The sequence below is a fragment of the Flavobacterium sp. DW-iso2 genome, from assembly GCF_058725285.1.
Window position 1 is genome coordinate 181,964 of the sequence record NZ_JBZXDY010000001.1, and the last position, 24,852, is coordinate 206,815.

Consider the following 24,852-nt stretch of genomic DNA (forward strand, 5'->3'; position numbering starts at 1 on the left):
GAATAATTTACGATTTTTAAATCCTTAATATTACTGATTTGTTATTTCTACTATTTTTAGAGGACTACTTTACTTTTTGAGCGTCCATTAAAAACGAGTACATTTGCAGACCAAAAGAATATTTTTTTCTTAGATGTTAAACATGATTAAGCCCTGTTTTAGGGTTTCATTTTGAATCACCATCTGTTTTCAAACCATAAATTCACACATATTTTATAAAATAGAATGAAACAGTATTTCAACTTATTCGACTTCAAACAAAAAGTAAATTACAGAATAGAAATTTTAGCCGGTTTAACCGTTGCTATGACCATGATTCCGGAGTCATTATCATTTGCTATATTAGCTGGTTTTCCACCCTTAGTAGGATTGTATGCTGCATTTATAATGGGCTTAGTTACCGCTGTGTTCGGAGGTAGACCCGGAATGGTGTCTGGTGGAGCAGGGGCTACAGTAATTGTTTTAATTGCCTTAATGAAGTCAAATGGTTTAGAATATGTATTTGCAGCCGTAGCTTTGACAGGGATAATACAAATTTTGATTGGCCTTTTTAAGTTAGGCAAGTTTATACGATTGGTGCCACAGCCCGTAATGTTTGGTTTTGTGAACGGGTTAGCCATAATTATTTTTATGTCTCAACTGGAGCAATTCAAAACAATTGTAAATGGAGAAAGTGTTTGGTTATCAGGTAGTCCTATGTTTATTATGGCTGGTTTAGTGGCTTTAACTATTGCAATTGTAATATTCCTTCCTAAAGTAACTAAAGCGGTACCGGCTTCATTAGTAGCTATTATTGTGGTTTTTGGATTGGTTTTAGGTTTTGGAATTGAAACAAAAACAGTTGCTGATATTGCTTCCATAAGCGGTGGTTTTCCACCATTTCACATTCCTAATATTACTTTAAGTTTAGAAACTTTAAAAATAATTTTCCCATATGCTCTAATTATGGCTTCAGTAGGATTAACTGAGGGATTGCTGACTTTAAACTTAGTGGATGAAATGACGGGAACAAAAGGCAGCGGTAACAGGGAATGTATTGCTCAAGGAAGCGCTAATATTTTAAATGGTTTTTTCTTTGGAATGGGAGGTTGTCCCATGATAGCCCAAACTTTAGTTAACCTTTCTGCAGGTTCTAGAGCTCGTTTGTCAGGGATAGTCGCGTCATTAGCGATTCTTGTTATCATTTTATTTGGAGCGCCCGTAATTGAACAATTGCCAATAGCAGCTTTGGTTGGAGTGATGATAATGGTAGCGATAGGTACCTTTGAGTGGGTTAGCTTTCGTATCATAAATAAAATGCCTAAACATGACATTTTCGTTTTACTGTTGGTGGCTGCCATCACGGTTGTGCTTCACAATTTGGCCTTAGCGGTTTTGATTGGTGTTATTATTTCGGCCTTAGTTTTTGCTTGGGAAAGTGCAAAGCGCATTCGGGCCAGAAAGTATATTGATGATAAAGGGGTAAAGCACTATGAAATATATGGCCCACTTTTTTTTGGTTCCACTACCATATTTGCTGAAAAATTTGACGTTTTTAATGATCCTGATGAAGTAGTTGTTGATTTTAAAGAAAGCAAAATTACCGATATGAGCGCAATTGATGCCGTAAATAAATTAACTGAACGATATGCAAAAGTGGGAAAAAAAATCCATCTGAGACATTTAAGCGCTGACTGTCGCCAGTTGCTGCATGACGCAAACGATGTGATTGACATTAATATCATGGAAGATCCTACTTATAAAGTAGCGGCTAATTAAAAAAAAATAGACTTGAAAAAATTTCAAGTCTATTTTTTTTATAAGAGGAAAGGAGCTCTAATTCCATTGATAAAAGCTTTTATAAATTATATTTCTAATAATTTATACTTGCATAATAGAAAGTCTCTAGCTACTTATTCTATAAAGTTTACTGGATGTGGAAACAAAAAACGGTACTATTAGTGACCCTACATTTTATAGTTCAAAGCACACCATAGCGTTAACAAGCTGACGAGGCAATGTATTATTTTTGATTGTTCCAAGTTTCAATAAAATAGTACGAGATTTTGTTTTTTTTAATAAGTGTGTTTGGATTGAGAACTGATCTAATCATCATCTTTATTTTTTGATAGTTCTTTGTTCATATACTTTTTAACATCTTTAACACTCATTCGAATATCATCGTCATCACCACTTTTATGACAAAGTACACAATTTGTAAAATTTGTTATTTCTTCTTTCAAATGTTCCTTGCGAATGGAGTTTCTAGAATGTTCATGGCATCTAAAACAGCTATAGGATTTAAAATCGTTTTTAGCCGTAGTATTATGGCACGTTTTACAATCTGTAGTATGATTTCTATCTAAAACAAAATAGTTGTCATGTTTGAATGTAAATGGTTTCCATTTTGAAGTTAAATGACAACTTACACACGAATTGTCGATTTGATTATGAAGTTCATTTTTGGGCTGAGAATGACAATTTACACAATTTTTTTGGTCGTTTTTATTTAGAAATAGATGATTGAATTTACTTAATCCTAACTTAGAATTTAAGCCTTTATGTTCTGAATGACATGAAATGCAATCTTGATTTTGAAGATTTTTATGAAATAAAATTTCGTTTGTTCTAATTGTATCTTTTTTTGCACTTGATTTTAAGCCGATTTCAGCAACCTTATGACATGAAATACAATTTTCATTTGGAGTTCCTGAAAACACTTTATGACAAGCAAAGCAATCATTATTTATCTCTGAATGTTTTTGATATAGATTTCCGGGTGAAATCATAAGATTTGGAAAAGAATATACAAGTCCCAGAATAACTAATGTGATGGCTATAAAAAGGTAGTTTTTCATTCGTTAAAAATTAGGACGGCAATTATGTGAATTAATGATAACAGTGCTAAAAAGTAAGTAATAGGTAAGTGAATTGTTCTCCATTGTCTCATTTTTTCAATAGTAATGGTATCCCAAAAGAGTTCTTTCTCCATTTCGTCCGATGACAATCCAGCTTGTTTAAGTTCTTTCTTTCTATCCTTCATCGTCTGATGTGCTTGTTGGACAATATGTTTTCCAATCAATCCACTAGCAACATTAATTAAGAGTATAGCAATGGCAAGCCAAGGCAAAATCGCATTCATGTGAACTCCTGCATGAACAAGAATCATAATTGAACCTGCCAAAGCAAGATATTCATGATAATCAAGTAGTACTTTTGGAATACCAAAATTTATAATATTTCTTTTTTTTAAAGAATAAGTAAAGGAAATTAAAATTGTAAAAGTTCCTACATATCCTAAATACGTACCTACGTATCCTAAATTCAAAAAATGAAGTAAGACATCAATTAATATAGCAATGAAGAGCATTGTTGAAAACCAAAGTAAGAATGGAATAATATCTTTTAAAATAATTCCTTTTTTCATTACAGATGAGTATTAAAAAACCCAAAACAAACATTTATGAAATTCATTTTATGCTTGTTTTGGGTTAGTTTTCATTAATTAGATTTAATCATCATCGTGGTCGTCACCGCCTTGTTCTCCAATGTTTTGTGTTGCTCCATCCGCAATTTCAGTGTGTCTAATCTGACCGCCTAAATATCCTGTGCGGGCAACCAAAATAAAACTGATAAGTGCCATAAATAGGGTAGCTGTAACCAAAGGTTTTGCAAAGGTACTTTTGGTAAGTTGGAAAAAGACTCCTATCAAAGATAAAGCACCTACTATAATCAGTCCTACTAAGGCATAAGTTGCAAAATCAGCATGCTGTTCGATGACGTTTTCAGAAACTCCTGAGATGTTTTCTACAGTTTCTTCTGCGCCTTCACCAGTGAGATAAGCTATTACAGTTCCTATTGCCGAAATGATAAGCAGATAATATGCAGCAAGGGTGGTGGTGGTACTTTTTTTCCATATCGCATATCCCAATACTAATGAGCCAAGTAGTGAGCCAAAAATGGGGAGATGTGTAATTAGTAAATGTAAATGAGTTTGATCCATGATTTCTATACTTTAAAGTGAATTAATCTTGATAAATTTTTCTGCGCTTGTCATTGAAATACCGCAACGTTTTGGTGCTGTAGCTTCATAAGTGTTCCCACAAGTTGGGCAGACAAAGTAAGTAGATGACAAGGTGTTTGACTTATTATTAATCAACGCTTTTAAAGCTTGTTCGTAGAATGCTTGATGTTTTTTCTCTGTTTTATAGGCATAGTTTAAACTAATTAAAGCCAACTGGTTTCCTGCTATATCTGCATCTTTAAGAAAGTTGGGATACATTATTGTGGCTTCATACGTTTCCCCTTTAATTGCAGCCTCTAAGTTCTCTTTCGTAGAAAGTACTTTTATATTAATCGTAGCTGGTTTTACAGCAATACCCATTGTTTCGAGTACTCCTTTATGATTGCCTGCGTGAATCTTTTCAGCCAATGAAGCTGCTTTGAATAATAAGGCAATTTCCTTATACCCTTCTTCCGCAGCTTTTTTAGAAAAGGCTGCATAACGAGCTGTGGCATTGGATTCACCATTAAAAGCCTCTTGTAGATTGGCAATGGTTTTTTTCTCAGCTTCTGCCACTGAAAGTGATCCTAAAGTACTGGACGTTTTATTACTAGACAAAGATTCAGTTGGCTGTTTCATTTCAGCCTTGTTTTCCTCGGCATTTTTGCAAGAAGATAAAGAAAGTGCAGCAGTTATAAGGAGAGCAACTAATATTGTATTTTTTTTACTCACGCTAAACAGTTTGTTTTTACGGAGTTCGTTAGTTTGTAGTTTCATGAGTTCTTTTTTAATTTAATTTATTTATTTTTGTTCTTTTCGTTCGCTTCATTCTCTTCTTTTTCTGAAGATTTTGTGTAATCTTTCACTGCTGTTGCAGGTAGCTGATTAATAGAGTCAACTTGCGTAGTTGCTGCTTTGGCAATAGGTGTTTCCGGCGTTGTGGTTTCGTTATTTTTACAAGAAGTAAAACTAAGAACAGCAAGAAGTAATGCGAATGTGATGATTTGTGGTTTCATAAGATGTGTTTTAAAATTTATAACAATGTAAAGGTCGGACTAGGTGTCTTTTCCTTATCTTAGTGTAATCTTAAAATCAGCTAAAATCTTTAGGTAGGAAATTGCAATTGAAAAGTGGTGCCTTGACCTTTCACACTGGTTACAGTGAGGGTAATATTTTGCGCATCACATAAACGTTTGGCTATAGAAAGACCTAATCCGTTTCCAGGTATTTGAGCGCTTCGGGAGTCATCAGCTCTATAAAAACGATTGAACAGCAATGGTAATTGATGTGTGTCAATTCCTATGCCTTCATCAGTTATACGAAGCGTTTTGGTTAATTCAATCCAATTAAAGAAAATCGCTCCGTCTATTTTATTATACTTAATTGCATTAGAAATTAAGTTGTCTATTATTATTTCCAATAATAGGATATCAGCCCAAACTACAGCTTCTGGTGGAATGTTATCGTGTATTTTGATGTTATTATTTCTGATAATTTCATCATGTGTTTTGAGCATTTTTCTGACTGTAGTTTTCAAAAATATTTTCTCTTTATTAGCTACAAGAACGGATGATTCTAATCGAGCCAACTGTAATAATTGGGCATATAATTGTGATAAACGATTGGTTTGAAGTAATACCTCTTGCATTTTTTCCTCATAGCGTTCCGCCGTTCGAGGTTTTCTTAAAAGAACTTCAATAATACCTTTTATAGCAGCTAAAGGGGTCTGCATTTCATGAGAAGCATCAGAGGTAAATTGTTTTTGTTGATAAAAACTGCTTTCCAATCTGCTTAATAATTCATTAATGGTGGTAGCTAATTGATGAATTTCATCCTCATTTTCGGGCAATGGTAGTCTAGAATTGATATTGGCATAATTAATTTGAGAAGCCGATTGAATCAGTTGATGTATCGGTGCTATGGCTTTTGAAGCCACAAAAATCATAATGAAGTATAAAATTGAAATAATAAAAAGATACGTTACAATAAGTACAATCATTAAGTTGTGCAATACATTATAAGATTCTTGCTGAGAAATACCAATAGTAAGTTGCCCTATTATTTTATTATTATCATTAAAAACAGGAAACTGTCCTTGTCTTATTTTTTGATATTTAATTGTTGCGTTGTAAAAAACAGTTGTCTTATTTTTTGGATTAAAAAGAAAATGGTTTTCTTGTAGATTAGCCGACTTGAAAATGGTTTCTCCATTCAAATCAACAATTTGTATGAAGGTGGGGTTAACCTCAATTTGTTTGTGCTCAGATTCTTCCCATTCTGGCATTTTGTTCATAATGATCGTCTCATCATCCCAATCTAAATTTGAAAACACTTCCGCTTTTTCGGTAATAATGTCATCGTCTAAGTGCTTGTAGGAAGTATAATAAACTACACCATAAATAGCGATAAATGCGATAGCCGTTAAAGTAGCAATCGCAATTAAATTATAGGTAGCTATTCTCTTTTTAAAGCTTAGTTTCATCAGTCTTCGTTTATTTTATACCCTACACCTCTTACAGTTTGTATAAAAGATTCTTGGTCTTCATCATCCAATTTTTTTCGTATACCGTTTATGAAAACATCAATGACAGCAGTGTCTTTGTCAAAATGAACATCCCATATTTTTTCCATAATGCGGGAGCGACGGCAAACTTTTCCTTTGTTTCTAAGCAAAAACTCTAATAACGCAAATTCTTTCTGAGTTAAGATAATTTGTTTACCTGGTTTAGTTACCTCATATACCTCTATATTCATCTTAATATCCCGAGTTGAAAAGATAGCCTGTTCGCCAGTAGATTTTCGCATTAGTACTCGTATGCGAGCTAACAACTCTTCAAAAGCAAACGGCTTTTTTAAATAGTCATTGGCGCCTGTTTCTAAACCAAAAACAGTATCATCTACAGTATCTTTGGCGGTCAAGAAAATTATGGGTACTTGTTGATTTACTTTTCGAATAGTACGACAGATCTCAATGCCACTAAGACCGGGAAGCATCCAATCTAGCAAAATAATATCATATTCATTTATAAAATCTAAAGCTAGTTCGAGGCCTTTTTTACCATTATCGGCAACGTCAACTGCAAAGCCTTCTTCTTCGAGTCCTTCTTTTAAGAAACCTGAAATAGATGGTTCGTCTTCTACGATTAAAATTCTCATTGCTTTAATATTAAAAATTGTTTTACTGTTGATTTGATGTGCTATCTAGGGCATTAAAATCGGGTAAACCTAATTCTACACCAGCTCCATATTTGTATACCAATTGTCCTCCCAAATACCCTGTTCGAGTAACAGATGCTATCAAAGCAGTAAACAGTAAAACAATAATTAGTTTAGTCCATTTATGATGGTACTTAAATAGTACTACTGCGCCATATACCAAAGTCGTAGCAATAGAAAGCCACAATGTTATACTAGCCGCTTGTTCGTGCAATGCAATTGCCTTCCCCAGTGCTCCCTCTTCAATACCTTCACCGGCGGCATCGCCAGACAGGTAAGATACAATAGTCCCAAATGTACCTAATATAAGGAAGTAAAGAGCGGCCTTGTTGAAAAATGTTTTCTTAAAAATAAGGCCTACTATTTCGCTAAAAAATGCGATCATGAGTAATGCAATGGGAAAGTGTATAGCCATCGCATGTAAATGTGTTGGAGATATCATACTGTTTTGTTTTTAGCAAAGATGAACAAGAAAGTATGTGGAATTGGTTAGTGAATTCTTAAGATTCGCTAAAGTGGTTTTTTTAGGTTCAAAAGCATTTTTTTTAAGAGCTCTTATTCTGGTTGCTGCAAACCACGAAGTATTGTTGGTCTTTCATCAATAACGAGGATAGTAATTTTTTAGAACATAAGGGACAATTACTTATTTAGTATGTCCATTCTTTTTTTGAATAAAAAAAGTTAATATAAGCGGATTAAAAATATATTTTTCGATTTTAAAATATACCTATTTGTTGTGCTTCACTATCAATAATAGGTATCATAATTTTAGTTAACAGCAAGGATTTGTAATTATTCAATATAAGGCACAACTTAATTATTATCGTCCAAAATCATCTTGTAAGCTTACAATATCGTTCTCATATGATGGGTTAGTACGTTCACTTTTTTGTTTGTTGCTGTTTTAAGAGGTAACATATCAGCATAAAAAAAACGCCCTCATTAATTTTTGTTAAATGAAGGCGTTTCCCGTATTAATTGTAAGTAGAGTAACTGTACTAAAGTACCATCTGGGAATTAGGATTAGTTAGACTATTTATGATTCCATAGATAATTAATGATTATTCAAACGACCAAGTGCACTGTCAAGCGATGTTTTTAGCTTATTTATTGCACCTTTTACTGCTAATTCATGAGTGTTTCCATTATTGGAAACAACAATTGGTTTCATCCCTTCAAGACGTGCTTCCAGTTTACATAGTTTATCATTTTGTCCTTCTTTTTGACCATTTTCATCTGAAAAATGAGCTTCTATCCTTGTAATATGTGCACCAAATCTGCTTAATTCTTCAGATAGTAAGGTATTTAATTGTGCTCTGAATGCTTCGTGTAATGTTAAGTTATTGTCTGAATTTAATTGAATAGTCATAAATGTATTTTTTTGTTATTATTTTTTTTTCGAAAGAAGATATTCAAAATAACATAATGCTTGCTGTTGTTTATTAAGTTTAAAATTACTCTTGTCCTTAAACGAAGCATAAAATGCAAATTATTTTTTTATGAAATACCTTCTCTACATTGAGTTTGTTATAATGTAAACTTAAGTAATCTTGGACAGAAAGTGTTACATCTAACCAAAAATAAATTACATGATTCACACATCTAGGTAATCCTAGTGCATAGCAGAGTATAAGAAGAATATCGAGAAAACTGTATTGTAAGTCTAGAAATTGAGACCGCTTTTATTTAATAATAAATATCTAGAATAATATCGCTCTTAGAATCATCAATTCGTTTTTCAATTCGTTGATAATATTGTTCATTAAGCATAGGGCAGCCAAAACTGTATCCTATTTGGCCATTCTGTTCTTCATAAGGGACATCGCTGCTTTTATGGAGAACAATATTTCTGGAGTACGACTTGTTGTTTGTTGCATCTAAGCCATGCAACTTATATGCTTTACCAAATTGCCCATTATAACTATGTCCGATGCTATAACTGCCTAAGGAAGTGCAAAGAGAACCACTTTCATTACTGAATTTTTGAACTCCATCACTTTTAATTCGTGAACCGAAACCATGTGCCACTAATCCTTGATCTAGTAGTATATCATTCTTCAGATCATAAACAAAAAACCTATTTTTTCCAGACATCACATGCATGTCTATAAAAAAGGCGATGTCTTGATTGTATTTTGGATTATGGCTCACTAATTCCTTAATTCTTATTACGTGTTGTATGAGTTTTTCTTCTGTTGCGCTATTCAATTCTGAATGCACAAAAGGATTTATAACAATATTTTTAGAAAAAACATTATTGCTCAAAAAGAGGAATCCTACTGATAGCGTAACAAAGAATAGTTTTCTCATTTTATAAGGGTATTAAATTTACTTTTATTCGTACCAATACTTTATAACTCGATAAAGCTAAAAGAACTTAGAATAGGTACTACTGCTTTGCAAAGTTATGAAAAACAAATACGTGGTGGTCTGAAAATCAGTATTTTAACAAATGTAAGGTGAAGGCTACCTTCTGGATTTGTTTTTCCAAGCTCTAAATAGGTTTATACATTCGGTACATTCCTCTTAAATTGGGATGGATTAGTTCATATTTTAATTTGAATGTACCACAAATTTTGTAATCCATTTTTTCATAAAAGACTAATGCTTTTTCCTGTGTATCTATTGCTTCCAACCATAAAATGGAATGACTATTAGATGCCAATCTATTTTCTACCCAATGGATAAGGGTTTTTCCGATGCCTTTGCCATGGAAATCAGGATCAAGATATATTCGATCCAGTTTAGCTGAATTTCTATCTTTAAATTCAAATAAAGGGACATTTTCGATTAGTTTTAAGATCCCAATTGTTTCAGATTGGTAGTGAACAAAATAATAGGAAGAGTTAGGAGTAGCGAGGTCTTTTTCCAGATTAGCATAGGAATATATTTTATCCATATACCACGCACCAGCATCAAACCAAAGATGGTGGTATTCGGGAAGATATATTCTGGACATTAGGGAGAACAATTTTTCTTGATCTGTAATTGAAATTGCCGTTAGTGTAATAGTTTCGGATACTACTATCCTATTTTTATTGCTCATTCTTATTGTATTCAATTGACTTAAACAAAATTTTGGTTAAATCTATCATTAGGTGCTTCAAAATTAAATCTTTTTATCGGACGATTATTTAATTTCCTGGAATTTCTTTAAGGCTATCGTTTCTTAGAACTTTAAAAGTATTTGATTATAAACTACATCTGTGATTTATGTAATTAAAAGCAAAAATTATATAATAATTAGTTAGTGAGAAAAGTATATTTTTGATTTCACTTTGATAATTTAATACAGATAATAGGAATCGGGCTTCTTGACAAACCAAGTTGTAACCTTTTTTCTAAGTCATTGCGTTTTTATCAAATAATAACCAAAAACATATTTTTTATGACAAAACCTTCTTCACCTAAGAAAATTACCTGGATCATTGGCTTGGCTTGCGGTATCCTTGGAATTATTGGCCACTTCACCCATGTTCAGATTTTAAGTCAATATAATTATGGCCTATTACTAGTTGGATTTTTGGTTCTGGCAGCTGGAACTACTTTCAGAGAGATTTAAAAAACTATTTGATTCAAGTAGTTTTTTTACAATTGTTTTAGCTCATAAATAACGGAACTGTTGATTTTTTTTCTGGAACTTGTAACAATAATATCTTCTATTAAAATTCTTATTTGTAATGGAAGATATTTTACAATCAAAGTTTAGTTTTTAAACCGTATCCTTAGTAATAGATCTATTTTAACCTATTGTTGTTACTACTGAAGGTTTATTATTTACTCTTCAATAATAGATTTATCTAACAATGTGGCAATGTTTAGTAGTTGATCTGTAATAGATTCATCACTTCCACATAGCTGTTAGTAACTGCTTTCGTAACAACTTCATTTTTATAAGTTTATTTGGATTGAATGATAGCTGGAGCTAAGAATACCTGTTCTAGGTTACCAATAATTTCGTATCTTGTAACGTCGCTATTTAAGTTAAAACTATAATGTTTATCTATGATTATATAAAATCTATAGATAAAAATTATCGAAAAAGATACAGTACCTTTGAACAACTAATAAATCTAAATTTTACAAATTATGGAAGGAAATAACACAAACGGTGAAAGTAAATGCCCCTTTGGCGGAGGTGCAGTTGCAGCAAAACAAAGCGCCGGAACTGCTAAAAATAATAAGGAATGGTGGCCTAATCAGTTGCAATTAAACATTCTACGTCAACATGCGGATTTATCAAATCCAATGGGTGATAAATTTAATTATGCCGAAGAATTCAAAACATTAGATCTCGATGCTGTAAAGAAGGATATTGTAGCTGTTATGACGACCTCTCAAGATTGGTGGCCAGCAGATTACGGTCATTATGGACCGTTTTTCATTAGAATGGCTTGGCACAGTGCAGGTACATATCGCACTGCAGATGGTCGTGGAGGTTCTGGTTCTGGTTCTCAAAGATTTGCACCACTAAATAGTTGGCCTGACAATGCAAATTTAGATAAAGCGCGTTTATTATTATGGCCAATAAAACAAAAATATGGTAGAAAACTTTCTTGGGGAGATCTTATTGTTCTAACTGGGAATTGTGCTCTTGATTCTATGGGATTGAAGACTTTTGGTTTTGGCGGAGGACGTGAAGATATCTGGCAATCTGAGGAAGACATCTATTGGGGTTCTGAAGGTAAAATGTTAGATGACAAACGTTATACTGCAGAGCGTGACTTAGAAAATCCTTTGGCAGCAGTTCAAATGGGACTGATTTACGTAAATCCTGAAGGACCTAACGGGAATCCTGATCCGCTTTTATCTGCACGTGACATTCGCGAGACTTTTAAGCGTATGGCGATGAATGATGAAGAAACCGTTGCACTTATAGCTGGTGGTCATACTTTTGGTAAAGTACACGGTGCCGCTGATCCTGATAAATATGTAGGTCCAGAACCTGCAGCAGCAGGTATTGAGCAACAAGGACTTGGCTGGAAAAACAGCTTTCGTACTGGAAAGGGAGAAGACACTATTTCAAGTGGATTAGAAGGAGCTTGGAGTACTACACCAACAAAGTGGAGTAACAATTACTTTGAAAACCTTTTTGGTTTCGAATGGGAATTAACTAAAAGTCCAGGAGGTGCACAGCAATGGCAACCAAAGAATGGAGCAGGAGCAGGTACTGTACCAGATGCTCACAATGCATCAAAAACTCATGCACCATTTATGCTAACTAGTGATATAGCACTAAGAGTAGATCCTATATATGAGCCAATTTCAAGAAAGTTTTTAGCGAATCCTGATCATTTAGCAGATGTTTTTGCTCGTGCTTGGTTTAAACTAATGCACCGTGATATGGGACCAGTAACCCGTTATATTGGTAAAGATATTCCAAAAGAGGAATTAATCTGGCAAGATCCTATTCCAGCTGTAACACACAAATTAATAGATAATGCTGATGTTACTGCATTAAAAGCAACGATACTTGCTTCAGGGTTAACTGTATCTCAATTAGTATCTACAGCTTGGGCTTCTGCATCAACTTTCCGTGGATCTGACAAACGTGGAGGTGCAAATGGAGCACGCTTAAGATTAGCGCCTCAAAAGAATTGGGAAGTTAACAATCCAACTCAATTAGCGAAAGTTTTAGAGACTCTAGAGCATATTCAAGCAGAATTTAATACGGCACAATCAGGAGATAAGAAGGTATCAATTGCCGACTTGATCGTTCTAGGTGGTTGCGCAGCTGTCGAAAAGGCAGCAAAAAGCGCTGGTCAAACTGTAACAGTTCCTTTTACAGCAGGACGAGCAGATGCATCAGAAGAACAAACCGATGCAGAATCATTTGATGTATTAGAGCCGGAAGCGGATGGTTTCCGTAACTACTTAAAAACTAAATATACAATATCGTCAGAGGAAATGTTAGTTGATAAAGCACAATTACTAACTTTATCAGTACCTCAAATGACCGTTCTACTTGGTGGAATGCGTGTTCTTGATACAAACTTTGATCATTCTAATCATGGTGTATTTACAGAACGTAAAGAGGCCTTAACTAATGATTTCTTCGTTAACCTTCTTGATATGACTACAACCTGGAAAGCAGTTTCTGAGGCTGATGATCTATTCGAAGGGCATAATCGCACAACTGGAGAATTAAAAGGAATTGGTACAAGAGCTGACCTTATATTTGGTTCTAATTCAGAACTTCGCGCTATTGCTGAAGTTTATGGATCTATGGACGCCTTAGAAAAGTTTGTTAAAGATTTTGTAACTGTATGGGACAAAGTGATGAACCTAGATCGTTTTGACGTAATTTAAAAGATCGAAAGATAGAGAATGAGAAAATGAGATTATAAATAAAAAAAGTGACCCGGTAACGAGTCACTTTTTTGTTATGTAATACTTTTTCAAATTCTGTACATTTAGCTACTTATTCGTTTACTTATCAAATTCTCCAATTTGCCATAGAATACAGCAGGATCTTGGGTAAAACATTTTTTTCAATCATATTCCTCAATGGGAACATGATGAACTGTTGCATATTCAGTCGGAAGATCTAGCGCTAAAAATGCTACCCAAAAATAATCGACAACATCTACTTCCAAAAAAAGTATAGAATTATCTATGCAATACTTAACGGAGGCATCTCGAAAATAAAAGGATAATTCTTCCATTTTGAATACGGAAACACATAGTATTCCTCCTAATAGTATCCTCAAGGCCTAATTTACAATAAAAAAGAGGGGATAATTCAAAATCATTAGCACTAATAAAATGACGAACTAATTTGGCTTAGAGAGCTTGATTTTTTAATGTCCCATGTATTTAAGTAGATTTCCATTTTTTGCAATCGCGGTGAAAGGAAGTAAAAACTTAGAATTTTGCAATAAGCTTAAAAAGAGTTATTTCACCCATCGCCAAAACAAGTTTTCGCATTAGAGAGTTAGTTATAATTTACTTTCCTTAATCTTTTTTTCTAACTCTGCGTCTTTTTTACTAGTATTTGTTAAAGCATAGGCGAATGCAACACCAAATAATAAGGTGATTACTCCGGCGAAATAGGGTATAAAATCAATCATTTTTATTTTTTTTTATTAGATGTAAGTATATTCCAAAACAAAGTATTGAGGGTACCCAGAGTCCTATAAAAATCGCTTGATTTTCGTATCCATTAAAAAATAAAATCTCAGAGTACACTAATGACGCAAATGCCGCAATAAATAGCAATTTATCAGTCAAGTTAAATTTATAAAACATATTTTATTAATTATTTTTTCCTACATGTCTGGCTTGCGGGATGACGCCCCGTTTTTTTAGTGGGTTCTGGACTCCACTTTTTAAATCTATTTCTGTCAGATAGGGTGGTAAGACCATTGGCTATAGCGTACTGATTTTTACTTTAAACCTAACTTTAGTTGAGTTGATATAAAAAACCGTTGCATTGCTACAACGGTTTATAAAAGAATAAGTTAAAACTTACTTTGGCATAACCACGGTATCGATGGCATGAATAACTCCATTGGAAGCAGCTACATCAGCAAGAACAACTGTTGCAGTTCCGCCATTAGCATCAGTTAACATCACTTTTCCGTCTTTCAAGCTTAAAACTATTGTACCTCCCTGAACAGTTGTAACAGTGTATTTTCCGTTATTTTTGTTTATTGCATCAATTACTGTTGCAGCGTCAAACTTCCCTGCTACTACGTGGTACTTTAAAACAGCTTGCAATTTGTCTAAACTTTCTGGTTTCAATAAGCTGTCTAGAGTTCCTGCTGGAAGTTTTGCAAATGCTGCGTTATTTGGTGCGAAAACCGTAAACGGACCGTCACTACTTAATGTTTCAACTAATCCAGCTGCTTTCACTGCCGTAACAAGCGTTGAGAAATCTGCATTTCCTGCTGCTACCCCTACAATGTTCGGTGTTTCGACAACTACTGTTGTGTCCATTACTACTGCTGTTGAATCAGCCATCTCTGTTGATTCGGCTTCTTTTTTCTGACCACAAGAAGCAGTTATTACTCCTACTAACACAAATGCACTAATTGTTTTTACTAATTTCATAATTACTATTTTAAGTTTAAATTAAATTAAGATACTCAAATATAAGCATTTATATGTTTTGTTTATTTTTTTTAACAAATAATTAAACAAATAATAAAATAGGGACCTAATAGCCGGTACTGTTTGTAATTAATTCTCTTAATTTAGAGTTGAGATTGGGTTACTTGAAGTAGGCCAAAAACAAGCAATTAATTATAACCATTGTTGGCGTTTCTTATTCTAAGTAGTAATTATGCTGTTTAACTAAGCTTTCCTTCGGCAAAAAGTCTTCTAATCTCTTTTTTGTCAAATTTACCAACGCTTGTTTTGGGTACTTCATTTATGTAAACATAGTCTCTGGGAATCTGATATTTTACAAAATCTCTCGATAAAAATTCAATTAATTCGCTATCTGATATGGTATCTTTCTCATTCACTAAGACTATGGAAGCCAAAGGTTTTTCTATCCATTTTTCGTCTGCTATGGCAATTACTGCAGCTTCTTTAATTTTTGGATGCGCCATTAATGCCGATTCTAAGGCAACACTTGAAATCCATTCACCACCACTTTTTATAAGGTCTTTGGTACGGTCTTTAATTTCCATATAACCATCTTCATCGATCGTACTGACATCACCCGTTTTAAACCAACCATCTTGAGTAAAACCATCCTGATTATTCGTCTTAAAATAAGAATTGATAACCCAAGCCCCCTTTATTTGTAATTCTCCCATGGTCTTACCATCGGCGAGTGCCAAAGTCCCCTCATCTGTCATTATCCTTAATTCAACACCTGGAAAAGCAGTACCTTGTTTGGCACGAATGTTAAGCTTTTCGTTATCTGATAAATGGGTATGCAGTGATTGTAATCGTGAAACGGTACCCAAAGGAGATGTTTCTGTCATTCCCCAAGCTTGAACTCCCTTTATTCCAAAATCTTTTTCGAAACCTTCAATAAGACTTTTAGGTAATGCAGAACCTCCTACAATATATTCTTCAAGCGCCAGTTTTTCTTTTGGTGGATTCTTCTTCATGGCATCATAAACGCCTAACCAAATAGTAGGAACTCCGTTTGCTTTAGTAACCTGCTCTTCTTGAAGAATTTTAATAAGAACGTCTGGCTGTAAATTAGAGGAAGGTAGCACCATGTTTGATCCAGACAACAGACATAAATATGGAAATCCCCAAGCCATTACATGAAATTGTGGCACAATCAATAGAATGGTATCTAGATTGCTGTAGTTCCCTGCATTAGGTGATATAATGTTAGAAGCATGCAAATAAGTAGACCTATGAGAATATAAAACTCCTTTTGGTAAACCAGTTGTTCCGCTGGTGTAACACATTCCGCTGGCATCATTTTCGTTTAATGTTGGCCATTCAAAATGTTCCGATTGCTCTTCCAATAAATCTTCGTAATGTATTGTATTTAGTAACGAGGTTTTAAAATCTTTAGGTGCATTTATTAACACATAACATTCTACAGTTTCAAGTAGTGGGGCAATTTTTTCTAGTAGAGGGACTAAAGTAGCGTCTACAAAAATGACTCTATCTTCAGAATTGTTGATTATATATTCCGTTTGGTCGCTTGTCAATCTAATATTTATAGGATGACAAATGGCTCCAACACCTGAAATACCATAGTATAGCTCTACATGAGGCGCGTGATTCCATGCAAAAGTACCTACCATATCCCCTTTAGTGATACCTAATTTTAAGGTTAACGCATTGGCTAACTTTTTACATCGTTTATACAGATCACCAAAGCGATATTCCTGTCGTGTTCCATCTGGTAAATAGGTTATTATTTTTTTATGGTGATAGACGCTGTTTCCGTATTCAAGAATAGTAGTAGTTGTGAGTGGGTAATTCATTATTAAGCCTTCCATACTAAAAATTTTAAATGATTATTTAATGCTGTGGTGCTACTGGTTAGGGAATATTCGATTCCTATTTTAGACACTCCGTTTTTTGACAATAACTTTAGTACATAATCATTTATTTTAAGTATGATATGTTGTAAAAACGGATTACTAGTTTACTGTTTTTTAATTGGGTCGATAGCGTCATTTTGCAACTCGACAATAACTTCATTTTTACGGTTGAAAACTTCAAAAGGAGGATTGTATCCTAAAAAGTAAAATCGGTTGGTGTACTTTATTCCCTCGACATCTAAAGCAGTCTTTAATTTCTCTTTATACTTTTCTATTTTTTTATCATTAGCCCAACCGCCAAAGGTGATGGCAGCTACAGTTTTTGCCGGTTCTTCTCTAAATTCTATCTGGGATTGACTAGGCTGAGGAAGCATTTCTTTTTTGAATTTCTTTGGAACCAAAAACATAACGGTCATAGAATCTCCCAGAGACATGGTTACAGGTGAGGTCATGGATATTTTTTCGTTCTTTTCATTTCCGCCAAAAATGTATCCGGCTAAAATAGAGAACCCTTTACTGGACGCCTCTTTAAATTCTTTTGTGGACAGTTTGACGGAAGTAAATAAACTTGCTTCGTAGCTGCGGATTTCAAATGTGTCGTATTTTTTATTGACTACATAAGCATAGGTTTCAATATTTTTTTGTTCTCTCATGGCATAAAGTTGAACAACAACAAAGGCTAAGAGTATTACTCCGAGTGAGATGAATAGTATTTTCATTTTTTGGATTTAAGGATAAAGCTATTTTCATTTTAAATGTGCGCCAGCATTCAGTAGCTTTGCCCTCTTGCTGTAAATGCAGACTGATTTGTTTCTGTTAAAGATAAGGGTTTTTTTGCGAAGAAAAAATCGAAGCTATCATATAACTTGTTACAGCACCAAAACGCTATTCTTTGCCGTTTTTATTCTTTAATTCCATCTGATATAAGTCAAAGTTCTTTGCCCAAAAATTTTCTTCGACTTTCATCAGTTTAAACCCCCTCTTTTCGTAGAATTTGTAAACGAGTTGAGTCGTTCTCACGATAATTATATCAACTTCAATATTTTTATTCAAATGGTTTATTCTGTATTCAGTTAATTTTCTTCCAATTCCTTTTCCTTGTGAATCAGGTTTAATAATATCCCAAGAAATTCGAGCCGTTTTTTCTTCTGGAAAATAGTTGATTCCACCGGCTCCTATAATTTCATGATTTTCTTCTACTATGAAGTAATCTTCTACCTCTTTATTCAGGTATTCTATCAAATATTTTTCTTCTGTGGGGTCAAAAAATCGCGGTGTGTTTGACCTTAGAAGTTCAATCACTGCGACTTTGTCATTTTGGATATAAGGTCTTATTTTCATTTTTTTTTAATTAATACCAATGTTCTCCCACCTCTAGCTGTTTTCAAACTTATAGGAATAAGTGTTTTGTGCTGAAAGAAAATAGTTCAATTTCATTAGTTCTTAAATGGTCTCTCATAACTTTTATATAGCTCTGACAAAGCCAGATTTATTTATTAAGCTAATATATAAATAAAATAGTACAAATCATCTGCGGGATATTTTCTTTGCTTGATGGCTAGATATCGATGATTTCGATGCTGTCATTTTAAAATACTAGAATTTTTTAGAAACAATAATTCCATCAACTTCTTATCTTTGTTCTACTTTTTTATTGAAGCCTAAAAATAAAAATCATGATATTAGATAGAAATTTTATTCTCGAAGGAGCGTTACAAGAGCAATTTACAATAGATTTAAGTTATTCTGAATCTCAGGAACAAAAAGGGGTCATCATTTTTTGTCATGGATTTAAAGGCTTTAAAGACTGGGGTTGTTGGCAGATGATAGCCAATTATTTCGTAGAAAATGGTTTTGCTTTCTTAAAGTTTAATTTTTCGCATAACGGAATGGGACTAGAAGATTCAGTCGAGTTTACGGATCTCGATAAATTTGCTACCAATACTTTAGGAAAGGAAATGGAAGATATTGGGAGCGTGGAACAATTTATAGTCAACGAATTACCAGAAATATTGCCAGTAATAAACACTGATAAAATTTTTATTATCGGTCATAGCAAAGGAGGTGTTTCGGCATTATTGTATTGCACTCAATATGAAACTAAAATTGAAAAAATATGTACATGGGCGAGTCCGTTTGATTTTCATCGCAGTTGGAATTCAAAATTTATTGACAAGTGGAGAACTGAAGGTGTTCAGTATATTAAAAACGCGAGAACCAATCAAATGATGCCTTTGAACATAGAAGTTTTGGAGGATCTGGAAACCAATAGAGAAAAGTACAGTTTGATTAATGCGAGTCAAAAGCTCCGAATTCCGTATTTGATGATTCAAGGAACAAATGATGAAGCCGTTAAAATGGAGGAGTTCAATTTGTTAAAGAAACATTTTACCAAAGCAAAAAGTCATATTATTTTGGGAGCTAATCATGTTTTTGGAGGGTCGCATCCTTATTTAGGAACAGTATTACCAGAACATACTAAAGAATTGGTGGTTGTGACTAAGGATTTTTTCTTGTAGCTGGTACTATGGAGCAATAAAGAAATAAAGAAAAAAGATTGTCTTCCATAAACTGACCGCACTTTAAGAGAGTGGTATTTGGGATATGCTTTACGGTCTTAGCGGCTTTACTTTTTTATTCAAACAGTTTTACTGTAAAATAAAATAATTTAGTTCGGCCATATTTTTCGCTTAGAGTAGTGGAATCACCATCAGTTTCGCTCAATCAAGGCTTCATGACTTCGTCCGTTCGCTATAGCTCGGGGGTTTGCTTTTAAAGTCCAAAGAATCATTAGCTGTTATGAACAACTTTTTATAAATTTTTCCATTCAATTATTTGATCTGGTTCAAAACTACTTATTCTTATAATTTGAGTAAGTTCAGATAATAGTATTTGAAAATTTTGAATTGATTGTTTTTCTTTTTTAGTATCTATTTACTTGGTCAATGTGTGAAAATCGAGTTCAATATTTTTGGGCTTTAATCCACTAAACTGAGCAGAAAACTATTTACTATTTAAATTAAAAGTATTGCAGTTGAACCTTTTTATTTTTTGGTAAAGACAATTAAGATTACGTTTTATTTTGTGATGGCTCATAGGAGTGATGTCTCTTTTTTTTACAAAATCTACATCTTGTTAAATTCCCAATATCTTGAATTCAACAGTAAATTTCTTCTCATTGTGTCTGAATTTGGCTTTGATGAAAACACCGCTAAACTCATTTCTTTGGACTGTTTTACCATTGGATCTGCAAGGATGGAATCATTTTAGGTTTGTCACTGTATTCTCCCTCAATTTTTGTGGCCGCACTTTAGGAACAAATGGGGAAAAATAAAAAGCCTAGTAATAGAATCATACCTATTACTATCATGAATTTATTTTTGTTGCTTTTTGTAAAAACACATTATTGGGAATCATAATTTTTTCATCGGTCTCTGTCTTCAAGATCACATAGAATAGCCCTATATCAGACACTTTACCAGTAATATCAAATTCCTTATCAATAATTGTAATTGATTCTCCCAATTTAACAGGATGGCTTATGAAAATGATTAGTGCAGAAGATATGTTTGAAAGAATGGACCATTGGGCAAATAATGCTATACCGATAACTGCGAGAACAGAAGTAATAAAAGTCAGAAGCTTTGTCTGCTCAACTCCCCAGATTGCTATTATTATTGTTATTAGGATTACAAAATTGAATAAATTGATAAACTTCAAAATAGGTCTTATTATGTATTTTGAATACTCGTATTTATGCTGAATCTTTGAAAGAAATTTTATAGTAACAAATCTTAAAATAAAGAAGGAGGTAACAGCAAGCATTGTCTCTATTATTCTAATGTCCATATCGTTTTTTGTTTTAATTGTGTAACATAGTTTGTGTAAATGCTTCGGACGTCACTAGAGGCTATTGTCATTTTGCACATTGATAGCGGTAGTAATAATAACCGTTCAAAAAGCATATTTGACTCTAAAGTCAAAATTTATAAACCTGAGATGCTTAATCTATTCTATTTGTCTTCTTTATATAAGCAAAAGCTTCTTCTATATTCACAAAAAGATGCTCTTCTGCCACGAGATCAGGGATGATATCAATCGACCTTAATTTATCCATAGGTTGTTCTTGTAGATTGACTAATAACACTTGTATTCCTAGTTGCTGCAAATCAAACACGATATCTTCTAAAGTATAAAGTCCCGATTGATCAATCAGCGGAACTTCATCCATTCGAATAATTAGAGACTTAATCTTTTTATCCATAGTGGCAACCTGATTTTTAAGATGCGTTGTAAATCCAAAAAAAAGTGGTCCTTTCAAGTGCTTGATTACTACTTTATCTTTATATTCATCATAGAAAGACAATTCATCTTGCCATGGTTTTTCATCTTTCAAGTTTTCTATAGATTCTATGGTAATACCCTTTTCACCAAGGTCACTTGCCTTTTTCATAAATAAGATAGATGCTAGTGCTACACCAAGGCCAACTGCTTGGATTAAGCTGCCGAAGGTAGTTATTAAGAGGACTAAAATTAGAACGATGGCATCTGCTCTAGGTACTCGCAGCAAATGTTTTAAGCCTTTGATATCAATAATTTTGAAGCCAATAGGAATTAATAACCCTGCCAAAACTGATAGTGGGATATATGCCGCTAATGAGCCTAAACCTAAAAGAACGGCTAATAAAAATAAGCCATGAATGGCTCCTGAGATCCGGGTTTTACCTCCAGCATTAATATTGACTACGGTGCCTTTTGTTGCTCCTGCACCAGGGATTCCCCCAAAAGCAGCTGCCAACATATTGCCTATTCCTTGTCCAATCAATTCCCGATTACTGTTGTGGCGTGTTTTAGTCATATTGTCTGCAATTACCGAAGTCAATAAGGAGTCAATGCTACCAAGGACAGCTAGAACGGCAGCATATTCTATTATTAATGGGTACGCTTCGGATGGTATATTGCTAAACATGGTTCCAATTTGCAAAGACGGAATCCCTGATGGAATTTCTCCAATTATGGGCACATCCCAACTTAGAAAATAACCAGCTAGCGCTGCGATGACCAAGGCCGCCAGTGCACTTGGAATGGCTTTAGTGATTAACGGAAATAAATAATAAATCAATACAGTTAAAATGCCTAATGCAAGCGCATGAATATTAAATTCTGAAAAAAGTCTAGGTAAATCTCCCAATATTATAAAGGTTGATTTAGCCGAAGTAAGTCCCACAAAAGGGAATAATTGAAGAAGTATAATAATCAGTCCCACTCCACTCATAAACCCAGAGATTACTGGATATGGAAAATATTTGACATACCCAGCAATGTTTATGAGTCCAAAAACAATCTGTAGGGCTCCGCCTAACAGAAAACTTAGTAATATAATCCCCATTGCCGCTTCTAGGCTTCCTGTCAATTGGATTCCAGCTACAACTAAAGCTGCAGAAACCACCGTCATAGGTCCTGTTGGTCCACTAGCTTGAGTTGGAGTACCTCCAAATAGTGCTGCAAATATCCCTACCATAATAGCTCCATAGAGACCTGCTGTAGCGCCCATTCCTGATTGTACACCAAAGGCAAGGGCTAGGGGTAAGGCCACCACTCCAGCGACTAGACCACCAATTAAATCTCCTTTTAAATTGCTGAAATCTACTATTTTTGATGTCATAAGTTTAGTTTTATTGATTCAGTAAATGTTGAAAAACGATAGTTCATTCCATAATTTTTTCAACGGGTTTATTATACACATATTTAAATCATACAGATTCAGAATTGTAGTTATCAAATTTAGAATCTTAAGTAACGTAACAAGAAAATATTAGTTTTTTAAACCCTCTTTTATTTGAATTGATTTGTCGATTTTGTTGTATTTAATTCTTATTCTTGACGTTTCTTCAAATTTGTACAACTTTTATGTAGTTCAAGTGTCTACTAAGCTAATATATAAATAAAACAGTATAAATCCTATAGATCATTTTTTATGCTAAATAATGGATAGTTGTGAAAGTTATTTTTTATTTTATTGATTTATAGCGAAATATAGAAAAAAGATTGTGACATACAGCTCGACGGTGCTGTAACGGAGTGGAAGCGGGATACGCCCAAAAAGAGGAAATATTATTTTTTAATTAAAGAAAAACATTAGTATAAAGTTAGTATCAGCGCATCCTCTTTTAATGTTTCTTCCTATTCCGCAGTATGCCTCCGTTAGCCTCTTTAATGTATTGAATATACATAAAGGCATACGGGTCGATTTTTAAAATATCTTCCTTAATACGCAATAACTCTAAACGAGTTACAATTGTTACGATAATATCGCAATCGTGTTTCACATCAAAACTTTTCGGCAAATAACCGCGTTCGCCTTTGACAATAGTAATACCCTTTTTAAACTTATTTACAATTAGGGATTTAATCAACTCACTATTTCCCGAAATAATATTCAAAGCGGTATATTGTTCGAGGCCATTTGCGACATAGTCTAGCGACTTTATCGCTGCGAAGTAAGTAACAATAGAGTATAAAGCTGTGGTTATCCCAAAATACCAAGCAGCAGCCAAAAACAATAAGGTATTCATAGCAAAGATAACTTCGGAAACATTTAACCCGATCTTCTTAGTAGTCAGTACGGCCAATATCTCAAATCCATCAGCAGCAGAACCGCCACGGATACAAAAACCCATGCCAATGCCAATCAAGCAACCACCAAACAAAGCAATTAACAACGGATCTGAAGTCACCGCTTCAAAATGAACAAACGTTACCCCAAGCGCAAGCAATAGGACCGTTACTAAGCTGTGTAAAGCAAAAGTATTTCCTAATAATTTTTTGCCTAAAAACAAGAAAGGTAAATTGATAATGATAACTAGCCATGCGAAGGAGATATGTGTAACTTCATGAAGTAAAATAGAGATGCCAGTAACACCACCATCTAAAAATTTATTTGGGATCATAAATCCTTTTAAAGCCAGAGTCATAAATGAAACACCAATTAGGTTTAGTATAATGTTTTTTGGATTGAGTATGTCTTTCCAATCTATAGGAGGGTGTTCGTGTTGCATGTTTTTATTATTGTTAAAAACGTTAATAAGATACTAATTTAAGAAAAACTATCTTAATTTCTTAATAAACATACCGTATCTTTGTATTCGCTTTAGGTCATACTACTCCAAATCTTATTTGTGTTGCCCCACCAAATTAATTAATGGTCTTTAATAAATTCGTATTTATTAACCTTTAAATATATTAATTATGGCAAAATCAGTAGTAATAACATTAACTGTTCAAGCAAGCACACTTTTTAATTTGCTAAACCCCATACCAATTCAAATTGGTGCTTGTTGTTCTCTCTCTGATGACAATGGTGGTTCAGGATCACCTATTGAAAATTTTACATCAACAGTTTTTATAGATAAAAATGTAAAATGGAAAGGAGAAACTCCAGATAAAGGATTTAGTATTGCAATCGATAGTATTGCCTATGATTCTAAAGGTAAAGATGTAGATTTTTTTGATGTATCTATAATACCTGGCTCAGGAGGAAGATCTGGAAACGCAAATGCAAACGTTAAAAAAGACGATAGTCTCAAAGGAAAATTGGATGTGTATACTTTAAATTTTAAAGTATATGATTCAGGAAATAACTTTAAATCTTTTCCGATTGATCCAAAACTAGCAATAAATCCGTAGTAG

At 33.7% G+C, this 24,852-nt stretch carries 24 protein-coding genes; 5 read left to right on the forward strand and 19 right to left on the reverse strand.

The annotated features are described in order from the left end of the window. Positions 1–225: 225 nt before the first annotated feature. Complete coding sequence (locus AC4PRO_RS00780) at positions 226–1,758, forward strand: SulP family inorganic anion transporter (protein WP_492115928.1); 1,533 nt, start codon at positions 226–228, stop codon at positions 1,756–1,758. 326 nt (positions 1,759–2,084) lie between these two features. Here AC4PRO_RS00780 and AC4PRO_RS00785 read toward each other — a convergent pair whose 3' ends face one another. From AC4PRO_RS00785 to AC4PRO_RS00835, 11 genes are all read right to left on the reverse strand, one after another. Continuing rightward, positions 2,085–2,837, reverse strand: coding sequence for a cytochrome c3 family protein (locus AC4PRO_RS00785; RefSeq protein ID WP_492115929.1), 753 nt, complete (start codon positions 2,835–2,837; stop codon positions 2,085–2,087). Continuing rightward, positions 2,834–3,406: a hypothetical protein gene (locus tag AC4PRO_RS00790; protein ID WP_492115930.1), complete on the reverse strand. Its 573-nt coding sequence runs from the start codon at positions 3,404–3,406 to the stop codon at positions 2,834–2,836. Before AC4PRO_RS00790 ends, AC4PRO_RS00785 begins: the two co-directional genes overlap by 4 nt. Before the next feature lie 84 nt (positions 3,407–3,490). After that, on the reverse strand, positions 3,491–3,982 hold the full coding sequence (locus AC4PRO_RS00795) for a DUF2231 domain-containing protein (protein ID WP_492115931.1): 492 nt from the start codon (positions 3,980–3,982) through the stop codon (positions 3,491–3,493). Between the two features lie 12 nt (positions 3,983–3,994). Next, a complete protein-coding gene (locus tag AC4PRO_RS00800) occupies positions 3,995–4,759 on the reverse strand; it encodes a rubrerythrin family protein (protein ID WP_492115932.1) in 765 nt (254 codons plus the stop codon). A 20-nt stretch (positions 4,760–4,779) separates the two neighbouring features. Next, entirely contained in the window at positions 4,780–4,998 is a 219-nt protein-coding gene (locus AC4PRO_RS00805; protein ID WP_492115933.1) for a hypothetical protein, read from the reverse strand. A gap of 89 nt (positions 4,999–5,087) precedes the next feature. Further along, complete coding sequence (locus AC4PRO_RS00810) at positions 5,088–6,464, reverse strand: sensor histidine kinase (protein WP_074723095.1); 1,377 nt, start codon at positions 6,462–6,464, stop codon at positions 5,088–5,090. Beyond that, positions 6,464–7,138, reverse strand: coding sequence for a response regulator transcription factor (locus AC4PRO_RS00815; protein ID WP_492115934.1), 675 nt, complete (start codon positions 7,136–7,138; stop codon positions 6,464–6,466). The genes AC4PRO_RS00810 and AC4PRO_RS00815 overlap by 1 nt, the downstream gene beginning before the upstream one ends. 22 nt (positions 7,139–7,160) lie before the next feature. After that, positions 7,161–7,640, reverse strand: a complete 480-nt coding sequence (locus AC4PRO_RS00820; RefSeq protein ID WP_492115935.1) for a DUF2231 domain-containing protein — start codon at positions 7,638–7,640, stop codon at positions 7,161–7,163. A 612-nt stretch (positions 7,641–8,252) separates the two neighbouring features. Then, the gene (locus AC4PRO_RS00825; protein ID WP_074723092.1) at positions 8,253–8,567 is read right to left on the reverse strand and encodes an HPF/RaiA family ribosome-associated protein; all 315 of its coding nucleotides are present in this window, start codon (positions 8,565–8,567) and stop codon (positions 8,253–8,255) included. Between the two features lie 317 nt (positions 8,568–8,884). Continuing rightward, positions 8,885–9,508, reverse strand: a complete 624-nt coding sequence (locus AC4PRO_RS00830; protein WP_492115936.1) for a murein L,D-transpeptidase catalytic domain-containing protein — start codon at positions 9,506–9,508, stop codon at positions 8,885–8,887. A gap of 184 nt (positions 9,509–9,692) precedes the next feature. Then, positions 9,693–10,244 (reverse strand): GNAT family N-acetyltransferase, encoded by a 552-nt coding sequence (locus AC4PRO_RS00835; RefSeq protein WP_492115937.1) that lies wholly within the window; start codon positions 10,242–10,244, stop codon positions 9,693–9,695. 342 nt (positions 10,245–10,586) lie between these two features. Here AC4PRO_RS00835 and AC4PRO_RS00840 point away from each other — a divergent pair, with 342 nt between their 5' ends. Then, entirely contained in the window at positions 10,587–10,760 is a 174-nt protein-coding gene (locus AC4PRO_RS00840; RefSeq protein WP_492115938.1) for a hypothetical protein, read from the forward strand. Positions 10,761–11,287: 527 nt separating this feature from the next. Further along, a complete protein-coding gene (gene katG, locus AC4PRO_RS00845) occupies positions 11,288–13,507 on the forward strand; it encodes a catalase/peroxidase HPI (RefSeq protein ID WP_492115939.1) in 2,220 nt (739 codons plus the stop codon). 629 nt (positions 13,508–14,136) lie between these two features. Here katG and AC4PRO_RS00850 read toward each other — a convergent pair. From AC4PRO_RS00850 to AC4PRO_RS00870, 5 genes are all read right to left on the reverse strand, one after another. Further along, positions 14,137–14,268 carry a hypothetical protein gene (locus AC4PRO_RS00850; protein ID WP_262488755.1) on the reverse strand — a complete coding sequence of 44 codons (132 nt, stop codon included), beginning with the start codon at positions 14,266–14,268 and terminating at the stop codon, positions 14,137–14,139. A gap of 397 nt (positions 14,269–14,665) precedes the next feature. Beyond that, positions 14,666–15,250 (reverse strand): fasciclin domain-containing protein, encoded by a 585-nt coding sequence (locus AC4PRO_RS00855; RefSeq protein WP_175460272.1) that lies wholly within the window; start codon positions 15,248–15,250, stop codon positions 14,666–14,668. A 239-nt stretch (positions 15,251–15,489) separates the two neighbouring features. Further along, the gene (locus AC4PRO_RS00860) at positions 15,490–17,118 is read right to left on the reverse strand and encodes a long-chain fatty acid--CoA ligase (RefSeq protein WP_492115940.1); all 1,629 of its coding nucleotides are present in this window, start codon (positions 17,116–17,118) and stop codon (positions 15,490–15,492) included. A gap of 149 nt (positions 17,119–17,267) precedes the next feature. Next, the gene (locus AC4PRO_RS00865; RefSeq protein WP_492115941.1) at positions 17,268–17,882 is read right to left on the reverse strand and encodes an SOUL family heme-binding protein; all 615 of its coding nucleotides are present in this window, start codon (positions 17,880–17,882) and stop codon (positions 17,268–17,270) included. 166 nt (positions 17,883–18,048) lie between these two features. Continuing rightward, on the reverse strand, positions 18,049–18,504 hold the full coding sequence (locus AC4PRO_RS00870; RefSeq protein ID WP_074723085.1) for a GNAT family N-acetyltransferase: 456 nt from the start codon (positions 18,502–18,504) through the stop codon (positions 18,049–18,051). Between the two features lie 335 nt (positions 18,505–18,839). Here AC4PRO_RS00870 and AC4PRO_RS00875 point away from each other — a divergent pair, with 335 nt between their 5' ends. Then, positions 18,840–19,682, forward strand: coding sequence for an alpha/beta hydrolase family protein (locus tag AC4PRO_RS00875; RefSeq protein WP_492115942.1), 843 nt, complete (start codon positions 18,840–18,842; stop codon positions 19,680–19,682). Between the two features lie 847 nt (positions 19,683–20,529). Here the strand turns inward: AC4PRO_RS00875 and AC4PRO_RS00880 are convergent. The 3 genes from AC4PRO_RS00880 to AC4PRO_RS00890 all read right to left on the reverse strand — a co-directional run bounded on the left by AC4PRO_RS00880 (position 20,530) and on the right by AC4PRO_RS00890 (position 24,221). Then, the gene (locus tag AC4PRO_RS00880; protein ID WP_492115943.1) at positions 20,530–21,012 is read right to left on the reverse strand and encodes a mechanosensitive ion channel domain-containing protein; all 483 of its coding nucleotides are present in this window, start codon (positions 21,010–21,012) and stop codon (positions 20,530–20,532) included. Positions 21,013–21,166: 154 nt separating this feature from the next. Further along, positions 21,167–22,828 (reverse strand): SulP family inorganic anion transporter, encoded by a 1,662-nt coding sequence (locus AC4PRO_RS00885; RefSeq protein WP_492115944.1) that lies wholly within the window; start codon positions 22,826–22,828, stop codon positions 21,167–21,169. Between the two features lie 505 nt (positions 22,829–23,333). Further along, the gene (locus AC4PRO_RS00890; RefSeq protein WP_074723080.1) at positions 23,334–24,221 is read right to left on the reverse strand and encodes a YitT family protein; all 888 of its coding nucleotides are present in this window, start codon (positions 24,219–24,221) and stop codon (positions 23,334–23,336) included. A 190-nt stretch (positions 24,222–24,411) separates the two neighbouring features. On the opposite strand from AC4PRO_RS00890, the gene AC4PRO_RS00895 reads away from it, so the two are divergent. Continuing rightward, complete coding sequence (locus AC4PRO_RS00895; RefSeq protein WP_492115945.1) at positions 24,412–24,849, forward strand: hypothetical protein; 438 nt, start codon at positions 24,412–24,414, stop codon at positions 24,847–24,849. The last annotated feature ends 3 nt before the right edge of the window (positions 24,850–24,852 follow it).

Coding starts and splice junctions, on each gene's coding strand:
- AC4PRO_RS00850 (WP_262488755.1), bottom strand. CDS start 14,268: ATGATTGATTTTATACCCTATTTCGCCGGAGTAATCACCTTATTATTT.
- AC4PRO_RS00885 (WP_492115944.1), bottom strand. CDS start 22,828: ATGACATCAAAAATAGTAGATTTCAGCAATTTAAAAGGAGATTTAATT.
- AC4PRO_RS00815 (WP_492115934.1), bottom strand. CDS start 7,138: ATGAGAATTTTAATCGTAGAAGACGAACCATCTATTTCAGGTTTCTTA.
- AC4PRO_RS00785 (WP_492115929.1), bottom strand. CDS start 2,837: ATGAAAAACTACCTTTTTATAGCCATCACATTAGTTATTCTGGGACTT.
- AC4PRO_RS00830 (WP_492115936.1), bottom strand. CDS start 9,508: ATGAGAAAACTATTCTTTGTTACGCTATCAGTAGGATTCCTCTTTTTG.
- AC4PRO_RS00870 (WP_074723085.1), bottom strand. CDS start 18,504: ATGAAAATAAGACCTTATATCCAAAATGACAAAGTCGCAGTGATTGAA.
- AC4PRO_RS00880 (WP_492115943.1), bottom strand. CDS start 21,012: ATGGACATTAGAATAATAGAGACAATGCTTGCTGTTACCTCCTTCTTT.
- AC4PRO_RS00895 (WP_492115945.1), top strand. CDS start 24,412: ATGGCAAAATCAGTAGTAATAACATTAACTGTTCAAGCAAGCACACTT.
- AC4PRO_RS00795 (WP_492115931.1), bottom strand. CDS start 3,982: ATGGATCAAACTCATTTACATTTACTAATTACACATCTCCCCATTTTT.
- AC4PRO_RS00835 (WP_492115937.1), bottom strand. CDS start 10,244: ATGAGCAATAAAAATAGGATAGTAGTATCCGAAACTATTACACTAACG.
- AC4PRO_RS00840 (WP_492115938.1), top strand. CDS start 10,587: ATGACAAAACCTTCTTCACCTAAGAAAATTACCTGGATCATTGGCTTG.
- AC4PRO_RS00810 (WP_074723095.1), bottom strand. CDS start 6,464: ATGAAACTAAGCTTTAAAAAGAGAATAGCTACCTATAATTTAATTGCG.
- katG (WP_492115939.1), top strand. CDS start 11,288: ATGGAAGGAAATAACACAAACGGTGAAAGTAAATGCCCCTTTGGCGGA.
- AC4PRO_RS00800 (WP_492115932.1), bottom strand. CDS start 4,759: ATGAAACTACAAACTAACGAACTCCGTAAAAACAAACTGTTTAGCGTG.
- AC4PRO_RS00790 (WP_492115930.1), bottom strand. CDS start 3,406: ATGAAAAAAGGAATTATTTTAAAAGATATTATTCCATTCTTACTTTGG.
- AC4PRO_RS00890 (WP_074723080.1), bottom strand. CDS start 24,221: ATGCAACACGAACACCCTCCTATAGATTGGAAAGACATACTCAATCCA.
- AC4PRO_RS00865 (WP_492115941.1), bottom strand. CDS start 17,882: ATGAAAATACTATTCATCTCACTCGGAGTAATACTCTTAGCCTTTGTT.
- AC4PRO_RS00805 (WP_492115933.1), bottom strand. CDS start 4,998: ATGAAACCACAAATCATCACATTCGCATTACTTCTTGCTGTTCTTAGT.
- AC4PRO_RS00860 (WP_492115940.1), bottom strand. CDS start 17,118: ATGGAAGGCTTAATAATGAATTACCCACTCACAACTACTACTATTCTT.
- AC4PRO_RS00875 (WP_492115942.1), top strand. CDS start 18,840: ATGATATTAGATAGAAATTTTATTCTCGAAGGAGCGTTACAAGAGCAA.
- AC4PRO_RS00825 (WP_074723092.1), bottom strand. CDS start 8,567: ATGACTATTCAATTAAATTCAGACAATAACTTAACATTACACGAAGCA.
- AC4PRO_RS00780 (WP_492115928.1), top strand. CDS start 226: ATGAAACAGTATTTCAACTTATTCGACTTCAAACAAAAAGTAAATTAC.
- AC4PRO_RS00855 (WP_175460272.1), bottom strand. CDS start 15,250: ATGAAATTAGTAAAAACAATTAGTGCATTTGTGTTAGTAGGAGTAATA.
- AC4PRO_RS00820 (WP_492115935.1), bottom strand. CDS start 7,640: ATGATATCTCCAACACATTTACATGCGATGGCTATACACTTTCCCATT.